General features: G+C 54.7%; 15 protein-coding genes. 9 read left to right on the top strand and 6 right to left on the bottom strand.

Features of this window, described 5'->3' with window-relative positions; genetic code table 11:
• Nucleotides 1-183: 183 nt before the first annotated feature.
• The 4 genes from AC2FGB_RS03560 (at nucleotide 184) to AC2FGB_RS03545 (ending at nucleotide 3820) form a co-directional block, all read left to right on the top strand.
• The gene (locus AC2FGB_RS03560; RefSeq protein WP_142634078.1) at nucleotides 184-1185 is read left to right on the top strand and encodes a DctP family TRAP transporter solute-binding subunit; all 1002 of its coding nucleotides are present in this window, start codon (nucleotides 184-186) and stop codon (nucleotides 1183-1185) included.
• Between the two features lie 113 nt (nucleotides 1186-1298).
• A complete protein-coding gene (locus tag AC2FGB_RS03555) occupies nucleotides 1299-1976 on the top strand; it encodes a TRAP transporter small permease (protein ID WP_496693222.1) in 678 nt (225 codons plus the stop codon).
• A complete protein-coding gene (locus AC2FGB_RS03550; RefSeq protein WP_496687898.1) occupies nucleotides 1976-3352 on the top strand; it encodes a TRAP transporter large permease in 1377 nt (458 codons plus the stop codon). The genes AC2FGB_RS03555 and AC2FGB_RS03550 overlap by 1 nt, the downstream gene beginning before the upstream one ends.
• Nucleotides 3353-3508: 156 nt before the next feature.
• Entirely contained in the window at nucleotides 3509-3820 is a 312-nt protein-coding gene (locus tag AC2FGB_RS03545) for a DMT family transporter (protein ID WP_142634071.1), read from the top strand.
• Here AC2FGB_RS03545 and tpiA read toward each other — a convergent pair whose 3' ends face one another.
• A complete protein-coding gene (gene tpiA, locus AC2FGB_RS03540) occupies nucleotides 3821-4570 on the bottom strand; it encodes a triose-phosphate isomerase (RefSeq protein ID WP_496693221.1) in 750 nt (249 codons plus the stop codon).
• Nucleotides 4571-4686: 116 nt separating this feature from the next.
• Between tpiA and AC2FGB_RS03535 the strand changes: the two genes are divergently transcribed.
• Entirely contained in the window at nucleotides 4687-5610 is a 924-nt protein-coding gene (locus tag AC2FGB_RS03535; protein ID WP_496693220.1) for an isopenicillin N synthase family dioxygenase, read from the top strand.
• Here the strand turns inward: AC2FGB_RS03535 and AC2FGB_RS03530 are convergent.
• On the bottom strand, nucleotides 5607-5972 hold the full coding sequence (locus AC2FGB_RS03530; RefSeq protein ID WP_142634067.1) for a HesB/IscA family protein: 366 nt from the start codon (nucleotides 5970-5972) through the stop codon (nucleotides 5607-5609). The genes AC2FGB_RS03535 and AC2FGB_RS03530 overlap by 4 nt on opposite strands.
• Before the next feature lie 200 nt (nucleotides 5973-6172).
• Here AC2FGB_RS03530 and AC2FGB_RS03525 point away from each other — a divergent pair, with 200 nt between their 5' ends.
• Nucleotides 6173-6502 carry a hypothetical protein gene (locus tag AC2FGB_RS03525; protein ID WP_142634065.1) on the top strand — a complete coding sequence of 110 codons (330 nt, stop codon included), beginning with the start codon at nucleotides 6173-6175 and terminating at the stop codon, nucleotides 6500-6502.
• A 22-nt stretch (nucleotides 6503-6524) separates the two neighbouring features.
• Here the strand turns inward: AC2FGB_RS03525 and AC2FGB_RS03520 are convergent, their stop codons facing one another.
• The 3 genes from AC2FGB_RS03520 to AC2FGB_RS03510 all read right to left on the bottom strand — a co-directional run bounded on the left by AC2FGB_RS03520 (nucleotide 6525) and on the right by AC2FGB_RS03510 (nucleotide 8153).
• Entirely contained in the window at nucleotides 6525-6887 is a 363-nt protein-coding gene (locus AC2FGB_RS03520; RefSeq protein ID WP_142634063.1) for an SUF system Fe-S cluster assembly protein, read from the bottom strand.
• 97 nt (nucleotides 6888-6984) lie between these two features.
• Nucleotides 6985-7263, bottom strand: coding sequence for an NfeD family protein (locus AC2FGB_RS03515; protein WP_142634061.1), 279 nt, complete (start codon nucleotides 7261-7263; stop codon nucleotides 6985-6987).
• Nucleotides 7263-8153 (bottom strand): SPFH domain-containing protein, encoded by an 891-nt coding sequence (locus AC2FGB_RS03510; RefSeq protein WP_496687906.1) that lies wholly within the window; start codon nucleotides 8151-8153, stop codon nucleotides 7263-7265. The genes AC2FGB_RS03515 and AC2FGB_RS03510 overlap by 1 nt, the downstream gene beginning before the upstream one ends.
• A 173-nt stretch (nucleotides 8154-8326) precedes the next feature.
• Between AC2FGB_RS03510 and AC2FGB_RS03505 the strand changes: the two genes are divergently transcribed.
• Nucleotides 8327-9238 carry a nucleoside hydrolase gene (locus tag AC2FGB_RS03505; RefSeq protein ID WP_142634057.1) on the top strand — a complete coding sequence of 304 codons (912 nt, stop codon included), beginning with the start codon at nucleotides 8327-8329 and terminating at the stop codon, nucleotides 9236-9238.
• 63 nt (nucleotides 9239-9301) lie between these two features.
• On the top strand, nucleotides 9302-10432 hold the full coding sequence (gene tgt, locus AC2FGB_RS03500) for a tRNA guanosine(34) transglycosylase Tgt (RefSeq protein ID WP_142634055.1): 1131 nt from the start codon (nucleotides 9302-9304) through the stop codon (nucleotides 10430-10432).
• Nucleotides 10433-10481: 49 nt separating this feature from the next.
• On the opposite strand, the gene AC2FGB_RS03495 is transcribed toward tgt, so the two are convergent.
• Nucleotides 10482-11651, bottom strand: a complete 1170-nt coding sequence (locus AC2FGB_RS03495; RefSeq protein WP_281994678.1) for a sugar-transfer associated ATP-grasp domain-containing protein — start codon at nucleotides 11649-11651, stop codon at nucleotides 10482-10484.
• 351 nt (nucleotides 11652-12002) lie between these two features.
• On the opposite strand from AC2FGB_RS03495, the gene lon reads away from it, so the two are divergent.
• On the top strand, nucleotides 12003-14411 hold the full coding sequence (gene lon / locus AC2FGB_RS03490) for an endopeptidase La (protein ID WP_142634051.1): 2409 nt from the start codon (nucleotides 12003-12005) through the stop codon (nucleotides 14409-14411).
• The last annotated feature ends 66 nt before the right edge of the window (nucleotides 14412-14477 follow it).

Below are 14477 nucleotides of genomic sequence, written 5' to 3'. Positions count from 1 at the left end.
TTGCAGGCTCAAACAGAGACTTGGTTGAATGCGTGTAACATCAAGTAAATAAATGACAAAATGTCAACCGGCGGCGATTCCCACAAAAAGTTGAGAGCGTGAGCCCGATTCGGTTCACTCGCCGCCATGGGACGACTTCGGCACGTCCGGAGACGTAGTGAAGTATCTGGGAGAACTCGACTGATGAAATTTCTGACAACGGCAGCGACCGCCGTCGCTCTAACCGTAACAGCAACCGCAGGCATGGCCGCTTGTGAAGACGGCGAAATCGTCGTGAAATTCGCGCATGTGACCAATACCGATAAACATCCCAAGGGTATTGCAGCCTCGTTGCTGGAACAGCGCGTTAATGATGAGATGAACGGCGTGATGTGCATGGAGGTCTACCCGAACTCCACGCTCTATAACGACGATAAAGTCCTTGAGGCGATGTTGCAGGGCGATGTGCAACTGGCGGCCCCGTCATTGTCCAAGTTCGAGAAGTTCACCAAGCAATTCCGCCTGTTCGACCTGCCGTTCATGTTCAAGAACATTGACGCGGTAGACGCATTTCAGGCTTCGGCTGATGGTCAGGCGATGAAAGACAGCATGCAGCGCCGTGGCCTGCAGGGGCTGGCATTCTGGCACAATGGCATGAAACAGATGTCGGCCAACAAACCGCTGGTCGATCCGTCGGATGCCAATGGCCTGAAATTCCGCGTCCAATCTTCTGACGTGCTGGTCGCGCAGATGGAGGCGATTGGCGGAAGCCCGCAGAAAATGGCTTTCTCAGAGGTTTATGGTGCGTTGCAGCAAGGTGTCGTCGACGGACAGGAAAACACTTGGTCCAACATCTACGGCAAGAAGTTCTTTGAGGTTCAGGACGGTATCACTGAAACCAACCACGGTGTCATCGACTATTTGGTCGTAACATCTGTTGACTGGCTGGACAGCCTGGATCCTGCGGTGCGGGAACAGTTCCTGACCATTCTGGGCGAAGTGACAGAACAGCGGAACAAAGAATCCTTCTCGGTGAACGAGGAAGCCAAGGTCTCGATCACAAATGCGGGCGGTATCATCCGTGAACTTAACCCTGAACAGCGTCAGGCCTGGATCGACGCCATGAAACCTGTCTGGGAACAGTTCGCCGGTGACGTGGGTCAAGAAAAGATCGACGCCGCACAGGCTATCAACGCCGGGTTCTGATCCTGGTATACGCCGCGCGTCCGGGGACTGGGGAGTATTCGACGCGCAGGCAGGGTGGGCCGATTTGGCCCGCCCAAACAGCACTTATCTCAAAAAAATGTGGGGACAGATAGATGTCTGGTGCGCAATCCGGCCAAGGCGGGCTGATCGACCATATCGAAGAAACCTTGATCGCATCGTTGCTGGGCCTGATGACGGCTGTGACATTTGCCAATGTGATCGCAAGGTATTTCTTTAATTCCAATATCCTATGGGCACTGGAGCTGACGGTATTCGCCTTCGGCTGGTTGGTGCTGCTTGGGGCGTCTTATGCCGTCAAGAAACACGCCCATCTGGGAGTGGACGCCATCCTGAACATGCTCAGCCCGGCGCCTCGACGGATTTTGGCTCTGATCGCAGTAGCCTGCTGTCTGGTGTTTTCTCTGCTGATGCTAAAAGGCGCATATGACTATTGGGCCGTGTTCGCGGATCTGCCGCCCACATCGGGGCGATGGTTCCCTACCGGGTTCAACTTCGATGCGCGCAGTCAGAGCTTTTATGAGGTCGACGACATTCCGATGGTCGCCCCGCTGCGGTTTCTTGAGGATCTGATCAACTATGGCGAGGGCTATGAAAAACTGCCCAAGGTGGTGCCGTATCTGGTTCTGCCCGTGTCGATGCTGCTTTTGGTGATCCGCTTTGCGCAGGTTGCGGTACAGATTTGGCGCGGCGAAGCCGACCGGATGGTCGCTAGCCACGAAGTCGAGGACGAGATTGAAGAAGTCCGCGCTCAGCAAGGAGAGCACAACTGATGGATGTCATTCTTCTGTTCTCGATGGTGATCGGCCTGCTGCTGATCGGTGTACCGATTGCGGTTGCGTTGGGGCTCAGTTCGACCCTGTTTCTGCTGATTTATTCCGACAGTTCGCTCGCCTCGGTCGCAGGTACCTTATTTGAGGCTTTCGAAGGGCATTTTACCCTGCTGGCGATCCCTTTCTTCATTCTGGCCTCGTCCTTCATGACCACGGGCGGCGTGGCCCGGCGCATCATCCGTTTCTCGATTGCCTGCGTGGGGCACTTGCCCGGAGGTCTGGCGATTGCGGGCGTGTTCGCCTGTATGCTGTTTGCGGCCCTGTCGGGGTCGTCTCCGGCTACGGTGGTGGCCATTGGTTCGATTGTGATCGCTGGCATGCGGCAGGTTGGCTATTCCAAGGAATTCGCCGCCGGCGTTATCTGTAACGCAGGGACGCTGGGTATTCTGATTCCGCCGTCGATCGTGATGGTGGTCTATGCCGCCGCTGTCGAAGTTTCTGTCGGGCGCATGTTCCTCGCCGGTGTGATCCCCGGCCTGTTGGCTGGGCTGATGTTGATGATCACCATTTATGTGATGGCCAAAGTCAAGAACCTACCCAAAGGTGAATGGAAAGGCTGGGGCGAAATCCTTGTCTCGGCACGCGAGGCCGGGTGGGGTCTGTTCCTGATCGTGATCATTCTGGGCGGCATCTACGGCGGTATCTTTACCCCGACCGAGGCCGCTGCGGTGGCCGCAGTCTATGCCTTTTTGATTGCCAGCTTCGTCTACAAGGACATGGGCCCCCTCAGCACCGAGGGTGAGGAAAAGAATATCTCTTTGCTCAGAAAGCCTTATGCGCTGATCACGGCAATTTTTCACCCCGACACCAAGCAGACGTTGTTCGAAGCTGGGAAACTGACCGTTACCCTGCTGTTCGTTATCGCCAACGCCTTGATCCTGAAACATGTTCTAACCGATGAACAGGTACCGCAGCACATAGCAACTGCCATGCTGTCGGCAGGTCTGGGGCCGGTGGCTTTCCTGATCGTGGTTAATGTGATCTTGCTGATCGGCGGCCAGTTCATGGAGCCTTCGGGCCTGCTGGTTATCGTAGCACCACTGGTGTTCCCGATTGCAATCGAGCTAGGCATCGACCCGATTCACCTGGGCATCATCATGGTTGTGAACATGGAGATCGGGATGATTACCCCGCCGGTCGGCTTGAACCTGTTCGTGACCTCGGGCGTGGCGGGCATGCCGATGATGGGCGTTGTCCGGGCGGCCCTGCCATTCCTGGCGGTCCTGTTCGTCTTCCTGATCATGGTGACCTATATCCCGTGGATATCCACCTTTCTGCCCAACACTTTCATGGGGCCGGAGATCATAACAAACTAGCGGGTCCAGCCGCTGAGAATAAGACCGGGCAGGGGATCTCTGCCCGGTTTTTGCGTCTTGAACGGGGCGCCAAGGGGATTATCTAAAGGGCAGAGGACGACCTCTCCATCACGAGACAGTATCCGGGACGACCCGGACTGATCAGAGGTCTCTTCTATGCCCTGGATTATCCTGTTGTTTGCCGGCCTGCTTGAAATTGTCTGGGCCGTGGCGATGAAACAATCTGCCGGGTTCACCCGGTTCTGGCCGACCGCCCTGATGGCGGTTTCGATGCTTGGTTCGTTCACATTGCTGGCACTGGCCATGCGGACGCTGCCTTTGGGAACAGCCTATGTCATCTGGACGGGAATAGGAGCGGTTGGCGCGTTTACCTTTGGTATTCTTTTTCTGGGCGAAGCCCTGACCGCCACGCGCATCTGCGCGGCAGTCTTGATCATAGCCGGGATGGTGACGATGAAAATGGCCTGATCAAGCTTGTTCCAGAGCCTGAATGATGCCCGAGAAATCGTCAGCCTTCAGGCTCGCCCCGCCGACCAGAGCGCCATCCACGTTCGATACGGCGAAAATCTCGGCGGCGTTTGATGGCTTTACCGAGCCGCCATAAAGCAGCCGGACCGAACGCCCAACGCCTTCGCCAAAGCGCCGTTCCAGCCGCGCGCGGATAAAGTCATGAACCTGTCCGATCTCATCCAGGGTGGGCACTTTGCCCGTGCCAATGGCCCAAATCGGTTCGTAGGCGACTATTAGGTTTTCGCCCGTTGCCTGATCCGGGATCGAGCCGGACATCTGACCGCCGATTATATCCAGGGTATTGGCGGCCTCGCGCTGTTCCAGGCTTTCACCGACGCAGATGATTGCCTTTAGCCCACCATTCATAGCGGCAATAGACTTAGCACGAACATCTTCATTCTGTTCACCATGATCTTCGCGGCGTTCAGAATGGCCAAGAATGACGGCTGACGCTCCGGCGTCGACCAGCATCTGGGCGCTAATGTCACCTGTATGCGCGCCCGAGTTTGCCGCGTGGCAATCCTGACCGCCTATCTGGATGTTTCCGCCCGGGACCTTCTCTTTGGCCCGATGAATCAAGGTGGCAGGTGGGCAGATCAGAATATCAACTGCCGGGGCAGCATGCATGTGAGAAAGGGCCTGAAGCTCTCTCAAGTCGGCAGCATTACCATTCATCTTCCAGTTTCCAGCCGCCAGTTTGCGCCGCATATCGCGTCCCCTTGAAATAATTCGGTTTTCTGGTGACCGGATATCATTGCCAGTCAGGTCTGACAATTCCGGTTGCAGAGCCCGTTGCAAAACGGCAGTTTCCGCCGCGATGAGGAATGAGCAATATGATCGAACATCTTGATCTTGAAAAACTGGATCGGTGCGACACGGCGGAATTGGCCAAATTGACCCGCGCCGTCGGTGAAGTTGGGTTTCTGACCGTGTCCAATACTGGTATCTCCGCCTGTCGGGTGGAACGGGTCATCTCTGCATATCACGCATTCTTCCGGCTGCCAGAGGCCGAGAAACGGCGTGTTGATATGGCTGTGACCGGGTCCAACCGTGGGTGGGGCGCCTCGCGCTCGGAACAGGTAGATCCAGCTGCAAATCCTGACTTCAAAGAGGTGTTCGATTGCGGATACGAGCTAGCTGAGACCAATAGGTACTTTGGCAAGAACCTCTCGGTTTATGCCCCGAACCAATGGCCGGAGACTGTGCCCGAGTTTCGATCAATCATCGAGGCCTATTATGGTGACGCCTGTTCGGTTGCCATGCGGGTGTTGCGCGCCATTTCGGTGGCATTGGGCAAGGATGCCAACAGCTTTGACACTGCCTTCGACACGCCCATGGCCCTGTTGCGCGGCAATTATTACCCGCAAAGGCCAGTCTGGGCAGGCGAAAAGGATTTCGGTATCGGAGCGCACGCTGATTATGGCTGTCTGACCCTGCTGGCCACCGATGGTCGAGCCGGGTTAGAGGTACAGATGCCGGACCAGAGTTGGGCTCAGGTCCAAGCGCAGCCCGGAACATTCATTATCAATTTTGGGGAGATGCTGGAGTTCTGGACGGCAGGGGCGGTCAAGGCAACTCTGCACCGTGTGATCGGTGGATCTGCTGAAAGGCTGTCGGTTCCTTTGTTCTTCAACCCGTCTTATGACACCAATGTTGCCCCGCCACATTCAGAGAATGTCATCCAGGCAGGAGAGCACTTGACGCGTCGTTTCAACGAGACCTATGTGCACTTGCAGGCAGCGTCTTAAGGCTGAGTTGCAATGCTTTCGTCGAACTTGATGGATTCTCCGCAACCGCAGGCATCTACAACATTCGGGTTGCGGAACTTGAAACCGGATTCAAGCAGCGAGACCTCATAGTCGATCTCTGTTCCAAACAGGAACATCTGTGCCATCGGGGCGATCATGATCCGCGCGCCGTCCTGCTCGACCACTTCATCATTGGTGTCAGGCTGGTCGACATAGTCCATGGTGTATTCCATCCCGGCACATCCGCCTTTCTTGACGCCAATACGCAAACCAGCATGACCGCCCGAAGTCATCAGGCGGGCAATCTGCTCTGCAGCCTTTGGTGTCATTGTTACGGCCTGTTTGCCGGGGATGCCGAACATCATGATCTCCGTCGTTGTTCGTTGTTGCTAATGTAGTGCCGCGAGGCATCAGGCTCAAGACATAGCAGGATTTCTTACCTAACTTTTACTGTCGGATTAGATTTCCCGCCCCAGTCGGTAAGCAAGGCTTGCTTTGCAAATTACACTCGTCATAGCCTGACCCATGATCCACTTTTGGAAAATATTTGAGGCTGAATAGCATGAAAAGACTTTGGTTTAGAAAAAAAGATATTCTAACAATTCCTTCTCTGATGCTGTCTGTGTTTTTGGCTCAGACGGCGATCGCAGAAGAAAAGCAACATCCGGTAAACTGTGCAACGGCAGAAGGTGATTTGCGCGCGATTGCAACCGAACGAAAACATGCAGAGGAGGAGCAGGCCAAAAGTGTAATTGCCATTACACCTGCTGGGGCGCTTCTAGGCCTTGTGACTGGAACCGAAAAGAAAAGACTAACTATGTTATCAGGAGATTACATAGAGAAGCTTAACCAGAGGTCGGACGAAATCAAATCGACCTGCGGAATTCAATAACAGAAGGCTTTCGCACTTGACCTTACATAAATCCAAGTTCCAGGCGCGCTTCGTCTGACATCATTTCCATGCCCCAGGGGGGCTCCCAGGTCAGTTCCACGTCAACTTCTTTTACGCCGGCCACGGGTTCGATTGCCTCGACGATCCACCCAGGCATTTCGCCGGCAACCGGGCAGCCGGGCGCGGTCAGTGTCATGATGACCTTGACCGCGTTTTCCTGGGTGATGTCGATCGTATAGATCAGACCTAGATCATAGATGTTTACAGGGATTTCGGGGTCATAAACCGTTCGGCAGGCGTCGACCACCGGCTCATAAAGAGGGTGTTCAATCGTTGAAGGGGCAATAAGAGGTGTGCCTTCAAACTGTTCGCTCGGGTGAGTCATTCGTGCCTCGGGTTTGTTACCTGACGAATTATATAGGGAAAGCCTCGGGCAGCGTCCAGAGGCACAATGACACCCCCTTAAGGGGTGCCATAAGAGTTTAGTCGTTTATGTCATGCCTGAACTTCTTCACCTGGCCATGGGGCAGAGCAAAGACGCGGCGCAGGATCAGCCAGGCAATCAGCGACAAAGTCGCAAAGATCATAAGCAGGATCGGCAGTGACGGTACTATGCCAGGGATTGCCAGCAGAATACCCGTCAGCCCGGCCCCGATGGCGAAACCCAGAAAGATGAACCCAGGTAGGACTATTTCGAGGATGCCCAAAGCCAACGCGCCAGCCAGCCATAGCCACCATGTTAACCAAAAGGGATCAGCCATTATGTACGTCCTTTCAACATGTTGAAGGCGTTTCCGAAAGCTTCAAGCGCATTGGCAGGTACAACGATAGTCTGCGAGCCATTGCCGGTGCCCAGCGTGTTCAATGCCTCAACCTGTTTCAATGCAACCTGGTACTGAGCCGCCTCGATACCGTTTTCCTTAATCGCCTGGGCAACAACACTGGTTGCATAGGCTTCGGCTTCGGCTTGAATGCGGCGCGCTTTGGCCGTTTGTTCTGCCGCATAGAGTTCGGCGTCGGCCTGAAGCTCAACAGAGCGTTTCTTGCCCTCGGCCTCGGTAACCTGCGCGCGGCGTGCGCGTTCGGCATTCAACTGTTGCAGCATCGCGTCACGGGTCGCCTGATCGAGGTTAACGTCCAAAATCTCGGCGCGCGTCACTTCGATCCCCCAGTCATCCACTGCGGTTTCGACGCTTCCTTGAATCTGAGTGATCAGTTGAGCACGGTTCGACTGAACTTCGTCCAGGTCCATCTTGCCGATTTCCGCCCGGACGATACCGGCAACGGTCGTCGCGATAGCACCATCTACATCGCGGATGCGGTAGACTGTCTTTTCCGGCTCTAGGATGCGGTAAAAGACCGAAGTGTCGATTTGGACCAGAACGTTATCTTTGGTGATTGCGTCCTGCGTTGCATTGGGAAGCTGGCGTTCCAGAATGGATATCTTGTGCCGCGCAACATCCAGTAAAGGAACGATAAAGTTGATCCCAGGGCCGAGCACAGAATGCAAACGCCCGAACCGTTCGACCACATACTTTTCCGATTGCGGCACGATTTTAATGCCTTTTAGCGTGATGATGACGATCAATGCCGCCGCGAGCAGGTAAATTAGGTTCGAAGAAAGCAATCCAATGATTTGGTCTTCGGTCATATCCGTCCTCTTTTATTGTGTACGATAGTATACATTTGGGGGTTGAATCGCCCTTTTTCAACTCTGGTATGGAGGGATTGTGCTTGGATTCAAAACGCTGATCCATGGATTTTGGTTAGTTTTTGCTATTGTGACCGCTTTGCATCCCCTCGCGTTTGCGCTATCGGGCTGGGATGAAACTGATTATTGATACAGACCCCGGCATCGACGATGCGATGGCCATTGCATATGCCGCTGCAGCCCCCGAGATTGACTTGATCGGCCTGACGACCGTTTTTGGCAACACCCACGTTCATCAATCCAGCCGCAATGCACGGTTTTTGGTGGATAAACTTGGGTTGGACATTCCCGTGGCCCAAGGCGCGGCCTACCCACAGGGAACAGGGCACCACGCACCGTCCGAACATGTTCACGGTCCCGAAGGTTTTGGGGATATTACCGATATCCCGGAAATCGGGGCGAACCATGATTTGAATGCCACGGAATTCCTGGTGGAAATGGCGCGCCGCCACAAGGGAGAGCTGACGGTTTGTGCAATCGGCCCCTTGACTAATATTGCTGCGGCGATGCGTTTGGACCCTGAGTTTTCGCAGAACATCAAACAGTTGGTGATCATGGGTGGGGCGGTTTTCTGCCCAGGAAACATCACGGAACATGCCGAAGCAAACATCTATCACGATGCCCTTGCCGCAAATGAAGTGTTTGCAGCACCCCCGGCGACCGTTGTGGTTGGTTTGGATGTCACCTTGAAAACGCTGTACAAAAGTGCGGATTTTGACGGTCTGGCCCAACGCTCGCCCGATATGGGGGCTTTCCTGCGTGACATCTCGGTATTTTACCTGAAATTCTACAAGGATATCGGCGGGTTGGAGGGCTGCGGCCTGCATGACTCGACTGCTGTGATCGCCTGCACCCATGGCACGATGTTCGAGATGGTCGAAACCGGGGTTGAGGTAATTGTGGGTGGTACGGAATCCGGCGCTACGCGTCCGGTCTCAACGCGACCGGCTGTGCTGGTATGTCGGGATGTTGACGGGGCAGGGGTTGTTGATCTGTTTACCCGGCAGGTTGCCTCTTTACCCTGACAACTTGCAATGGCTGAACAGATCGGGCAAATCCTGCCCGGTTCAGCGACCCGAGGATGCCCAATGACAGACCGTTTCTCATTTGACCTGAAGGCCACGGACGGCAAGGCCCGCGCCGGAGTGATCCACACACCGCGCGGTGAAGTGCGTACTCCGGCGTTCATGCCCGTAGGCACTGCTGCGACGGTCAAAGCGATGATGCCGGAAAGTGTTCGTGCAACCGGTGCCGATATCTTGTTGGGGAACACCTATCACCTGATGCTGCGCCCTACGGCCGAGCGCATTGACCGTTTGGGTGGGTTGCATAAATTTATGAACTGGGATCGCCCGATCCTGACGGATTCCGGTGGATTTCAGGTCATGTCCCTGGCTGGTCTGCGCAAGCTGACCGAAAAGGGCGTGACCTTCAAATCTCATGTCGATGGGTCCAAGCACGAGCTGACCCCGGAACGCTCGATGGAGATACAGCGCTTGCTGGGTTCAGACATCGTGATGTGTTTTGACGAATGTCCGGCCCTACCCGCAGATCGAGATCGAATTGCTGAATCAATGCGCCTGTCGATGCGATGGGCCGATCGATCGCGACAGGCTTTCGGCGACCGTCCTGGACATGCGTTGTTTGGGATCATGCAAGGCGGGCTGGAACAGGATTTACGCGAAGAAAGCGCCGAGGCGCTGAAAGCGATCGGATTCGAAGGCTACGCGGTTGGCGGTCTGGCCGTGGGCGAAGGTCAGGAGGCTATGTTTGGTTGCCTCGACTACGCTCCTGACTTTCTGCCAGCCGACAGACCGCGCTATTTGATGGGCGTTGGAAAGCCTGACGACATTGTCGGAGCTGTCGCCCGCGGGATCGACATGATGGATTGTGTCTTACCCTCACGGTCCGGTCGCACAGGACAGGTGTTCACTCGTTACGGCGTGGTCAACATAAAGAATGCCCGCCACGCCGATGACCCGCGCCCGCTGGATGAGGCCTGCTCATGCCCGGCTTGTTCGAACTATTCTCGCGCCTATCTACACCATGTGTTCCGCTCGAACGAGATGATCTCGGGCATGCTGCTGACCTGGCATAATCTGCACTATTTTCAGGAAATAATGCAGGGTATGCGCGATGCCATTGCTGCTGGTACATTCGATGCCTGGCAGGCGACCTTCCATGCGCAGCGCGCGCAAGGGGATATTGAACAGATTTAGGTTCAGCGCCTTTTCAGTCAACCTAACAAGACTCTAGATTGAGGGCGCTTTATCTGCGTTTACCGAACAGCCAGCGCTTCTTTTGTGGTTTTGCATCAAGGTCGTAGCCAAACCCTTCGAAAAAGCTACGAACTTCTGGGGTCAACATCCCACGGCCACTTGCATATTGAGGCAGATCGAAGCCACCGCCATAGTTCAGCTCGACAACGACCGGACCAGACTCGGTTATAGCGATGTCGGTCGACTGATATCGAATTGGCTGAAACGTTCTTGCAGCACGGTCATTTATTTCGATCAATTCGTCCCAAAAAGGCAGTTTCAAGCCCATTAAACCGGGGTTGTCAGGATGGTCATCCAGGAATTCTGTTTCCATCTTGGCGCGGCGCGCGACGGTTTCGATAACGCCGGTTTTGATATTGATCGAACAAGCAAGGTTCCCCGGTCTCCAGAAGGCGTCCGCAATATTGGGGCCCTGCGGAAGTTTAATAACGGCAACTGGGCAAAAGACGTCGTTTTCTCTTACCAGCGTAACCATTCGCACCGTTGCAAGGGCTGAAGCGTAGTCTTGGATTGCAGAGTGATTTTTGAGCAAAGGTTGCACGACATATGAATTCTGCCCAACGAACTCGTCTAGGAATGCCTCATAGGTGATCGGCGGTTGGCCTGCACAAGTGATAGTGGATTGATCCGCGTCCTCGATCAAAAAGGCCCCAAAGCTTACCATCCCCTCGACGATCTTTCCAAAAAGCCCACCTTCCAGATGGTTGCAAACGAGATCGCGCAACGCCTCAGGAGTGTTGATTTTCGTAACCCCGGGGTAGTGTCGGTTCGAACGGTCGATGACGCCAACGGTTTCCGGGACAGGTACACCCGCTGTTTCAAGCAAAGTAGAAGCCAGTATCTTGTCTTCTGCGGCACTGTTCCAACCATGATGGTTACACTTGTGGGCGATGGGCCAATGGAGATCATTGGAGATGTATGCCGCGCGTTCGGCGTCGGTAAAGCGGTCTTCGTGATGAAGGCCATTGCGCACATACTCGACCATATTCAAACGGCTGGGAGGCTTTGCCATTTGATTGAAGCTCCGTTGGACTTGTAAAACAGAGCGCCCAGAGCTTTTGGCGGCATGCGCTAAAAGAGTCGCATGATCGGAGTCGCGGGCAGATAAGTACCGTTGATGGTCGGATTCCGCAGCATTGGTATTTTTTGGATTTGTCATCTCTACGACTCACAGTAATCGATCAGAAGTTGGGGTATGCAATCATATTGTTTGCAATGATGGCAGGCTTTGGGCAGTTGCCTGTTAGATAGTGTTGTACTTTTGCTGTTGGTTTCTGAATTTCCAGGCAGGCAATCGCCGAAGAAACCAAGCGGGGTCAAATTGAGAATTTGACAAGACCGATCATGTTATCGTCTTGCGGAGGCGCAACCTTCCGGTCATTGTTAGGTCCACTACAGGTAAGGTTGAAATAGGACGCTTGGCGCACCACCTTTACCTTCCAGACAGGAGACGGCCGGGGGTTGCCTAGATGAGGGACCAGTGCCGTCTTGCCAAAGATAAGGATTGAGCATGCAAGAGCCCCTGAATTCCTCATACCCAGTACTTCCGCTGCGCGACATTGTGGTTTTTCCTCATATGATCGTGCCTTTGTTCGTGGGTCGGGAAAGGTCTGTCCGCGCACTTGAGGAAGTGATGCAAGACGATAAGCAAATTCTGCTGTCTAGCCAGATTGATCCAGGTGATGACGATCCGGAAATCGACGGAATCTATCGCTCGGGCGTGCTGGCAAATGTGCTGCAGCTGCTGAAGCTTCCAGATGGAACCGTGAAAGTTCTGGTCGAGGGGCAAGCGCGCGTACAGATTACAGAATACCTTGATAACGAAGAGTTTTTTGAGGCTCGTGCAGAATATCTGACCGAGATTCCGGGTGATGTGACCACTACACAAGCGTTGCTTCGCACCGTTGCCGACGAGTTCGAGCGCTATGCCAAAGTCCGCAAGAACATTCCCGAAGAAGCACTGACCGCTGTTGGCGAAACCGCCGAACCCGCCAAGTTGGCCGACCTTGTGTCGGGGCATCTTGGTATCGAGGTCGAGCAAAAGCAGGAACTGCTGGAAACACTGTCGGTCAGCGAACGGCTTGAAAAGGTCTACGGCCTGATGCAGGGCGAGATGTCGGTTCTGCAGGTCGAGAAAAAGATCAAGACCCGCGTCAAAACCCAGATGGAGAAGACACAGCGTGAATATTATCTGAATGAGCAGATGAAGGCCATTCAGAAGGAACTTGGCGATGGCGATGACGGCTCGAATGAAGTGGCTGAGCTGGAAGAGAAAATCGCCGAAACCAAACTGTCGAAAGAGGCGCGCGAAAAAGCAGAGGGCGAGCTGAAGAAGCTGCGCAACATGAGCCCGATGTCGGCTGAAGCTACTGTCGTGCGCAATTACCTCGACTGGATTTTGGCTCTGCCTTGGGGCACCAAGTCCCGCGTTAAAAAAGATCTGGGCCGCGCGCAGGAAATTCTGGACGACGATCACTATGGGCTTGAGAAGGTCAAGGAACGGATCGTCGAATATCTGGCTGTTCAGCAGCGGTCGAAGAAGCTGAAGGGCCCGATTATGTGCCTTGTTGGCCCTCCGGGTGTGGGTAAAACCTCGCTTGGTAAGTCGGTTGCACGTGCGACGGGGCGCGAATTCATTCGCATCTCGCTGGGCGGTGTGCGTGACGAGTCCGAGATCCGTGGCCACCGTCGGACCTATATCGGTTCGATGCCTGGTAAGATCATCCAGGCGCTGAAAAAGGCGAAGACCACAAACCCGCTCATCCTGCTCGACGAGATCGACAAGATGGGTCAGGATTTCCGTGGCGATCCGGCCTCGGCCATGCTGGAAGTGTTGGACCCGGAACAGAACAGCACGTTCATGGATCACTACCTTGAGGTTGAATATGACCTATCCAACGTGATGTTCCTGACCACCTCCAACAGCTATAACATGCCCGGGCCTTTGCTCGACCGGATGGAGATCATACCTCTGGCGGGCTATACCGAAGATGAAAAGAGCGAGATCGCCAAGCAGCACCTGATCGGTAAGCAGATCAAGAACCACGGTCTGAAAGCCAAAGAGTTCGAACTATCCGATGAGGCGCTGCAATCGATTATCCGCACCTACACCCGAGAAGCTGGCGTGCGGAACCTTGAACGCGAAATCGCCAAGGTGGCGCGGAAGTCGCTGACCAAGATCATCAAGAAAGAGGCGGAGTCGGTCACGGTGACGCCGGACAATCTGGATGAATTCTTGGGCGTGCCCAAGTTCCGCTATGGTTTGGCTGAACAGCACGATCAGGTTGGGGTTGTAACCGGTCTGGCCTGGACCTCCGTTGGCGGCGATCTGCTGCATATCGAGGCGCTGAAACTGCCCGGTAAGGGGCGGATGAAGACCACGGGTAAGCTGGGCGATGTGATGAAGGAATCCATCGATGCAGCCTCATCTTATGTGCGGTCAATCTCACCTAAGATCGGGGTGAAGCCGCCCAAATTCGACAACCTGGACATCCACGTCCACGTACCGGACGGGGCAACGCCCAAGGATGGTCCTTCGGCCGGTTTGGCAATGGTGACCTCAATCGTATCGGTTCTGACGGGTATCCCGGTGCACAAGGATATTGCCATGACAGGAGAGGTTTCCCTGCGCGGCAATGCGATGCCCATCGGTGGTTTGAAGGAAAAGCTGCTGGCGGCTCTGCGCGGCGGGATCAAGACTGTTCTGATTCCGGAAGAGAATGAGAAAGACCTGGCCGAAATTCCTGACAACGTGAAGGAAGGGCTGAAAATCATCCCGGTCACGCATGTTTCGGAAGTTCTGAAACACGCTCTGGTTCGGGATCCTGAACCTGTCGAATGGGACGAAGCCGCAGAAGAGGCCGCCGCGGCTGCAGCCAAAACGGCTGAGAACACGTCCCCGTCCGCCAGGGCGCACTAAAGGTCAGAATATGGCAATTAGGGGCGGGGTTAGCACCTCGCCCTTTTTCTTTGGTCAGACCAAATA

This window comes from Ruegeria sp. CDSC021, from assembly GCF_059610845.1.
Note: the sequence above shows the minus strand (reverse complement) of the source record. Positions and strands in the feature narration are given on the sequence as shown.

Coding starts and splice junctions, on each gene's coding strand:
- AC2FGB_RS03560 (WP_142634078.1), top strand. CDS start 184: ATGAAATTTCTGACAACGGCAGCGACCGCCGTCGCTCTAACCGTAACA.
- AC2FGB_RS03555 (WP_496693222.1), top strand. CDS start 1,299: ATGTCTGGTGCGCAATCCGGCCAAGGCGGGCTGATCGACCATATCGAA.
- AC2FGB_RS03550 (WP_496687898.1), top strand. CDS start 1,976: ATGGATGTCATTCTTCTGTTCTCGATGGTGATCGGCCTGCTGCTGATC.
- AC2FGB_RS03545 (WP_142634071.1), top strand. CDS start 3,509: ATGCCCTGGATTATCCTGTTGTTTGCCGGCCTGCTTGAAATTGTCTGG.
- tpiA (WP_496693221.1), bottom strand. CDS start 4,570: ATGCGGCGCAAACTGGCGGCTGGAAACTGGAAGATGAATGGTAATGCT.
- AC2FGB_RS03535 (WP_496693220.1), top strand. CDS start 4,687: ATGAGCAATATGATCGAACATCTTGATCTTGAAAAACTGGATCGGTGC.
- AC2FGB_RS03530 (WP_142634067.1), bottom strand. CDS start 5,972: ATGTTCGGCATCCCCGGCAAACAGGCCGTAACAATGACACCAAAGGCT.
- AC2FGB_RS03525 (WP_142634065.1), top strand. CDS start 6,173: ATGAAAAGACTTTGGTTTAGAAAAAAAGATATTCTAACAATTCCTTCT.
- AC2FGB_RS03520 (WP_142634063.1), bottom strand. CDS start 6,887: ATGACTCACCCGAGCGAACAGTTTGAAGGCACACCTCTTATTGCCCCT.
- AC2FGB_RS03515 (WP_142634061.1), bottom strand. CDS start 7,263: ATGGCTGATCCCTTTTGGTTAACATGGTGGCTATGGCTGGCTGGCGCG.
- AC2FGB_RS03510 (WP_496687906.1), bottom strand. CDS start 8,153: ATGACCGAAGACCAAATCATTGGATTGCTTTCTTCGAACCTAATTTAC.
- AC2FGB_RS03505 (WP_142634057.1), top strand. CDS start 8,327: ATGAAACTGATTATTGATACAGACCCCGGCATCGACGATGCGATGGCC.
- tgt (WP_142634055.1), top strand. CDS start 9,302: ATGACAGACCGTTTCTCATTTGACCTGAAGGCCACGGACGGCAAGGCC.
- AC2FGB_RS03495 (WP_281994678.1), bottom strand. CDS start 11,651: ATGACAAATCCAAAAAATACCAATGCTGCGGAATCCGACCATCAACGG.
- lon (WP_142634051.1), top strand. CDS start 12,003: ATGCAAGAGCCCCTGAATTCCTCATACCCAGTACTTCCGCTGCGCGAC.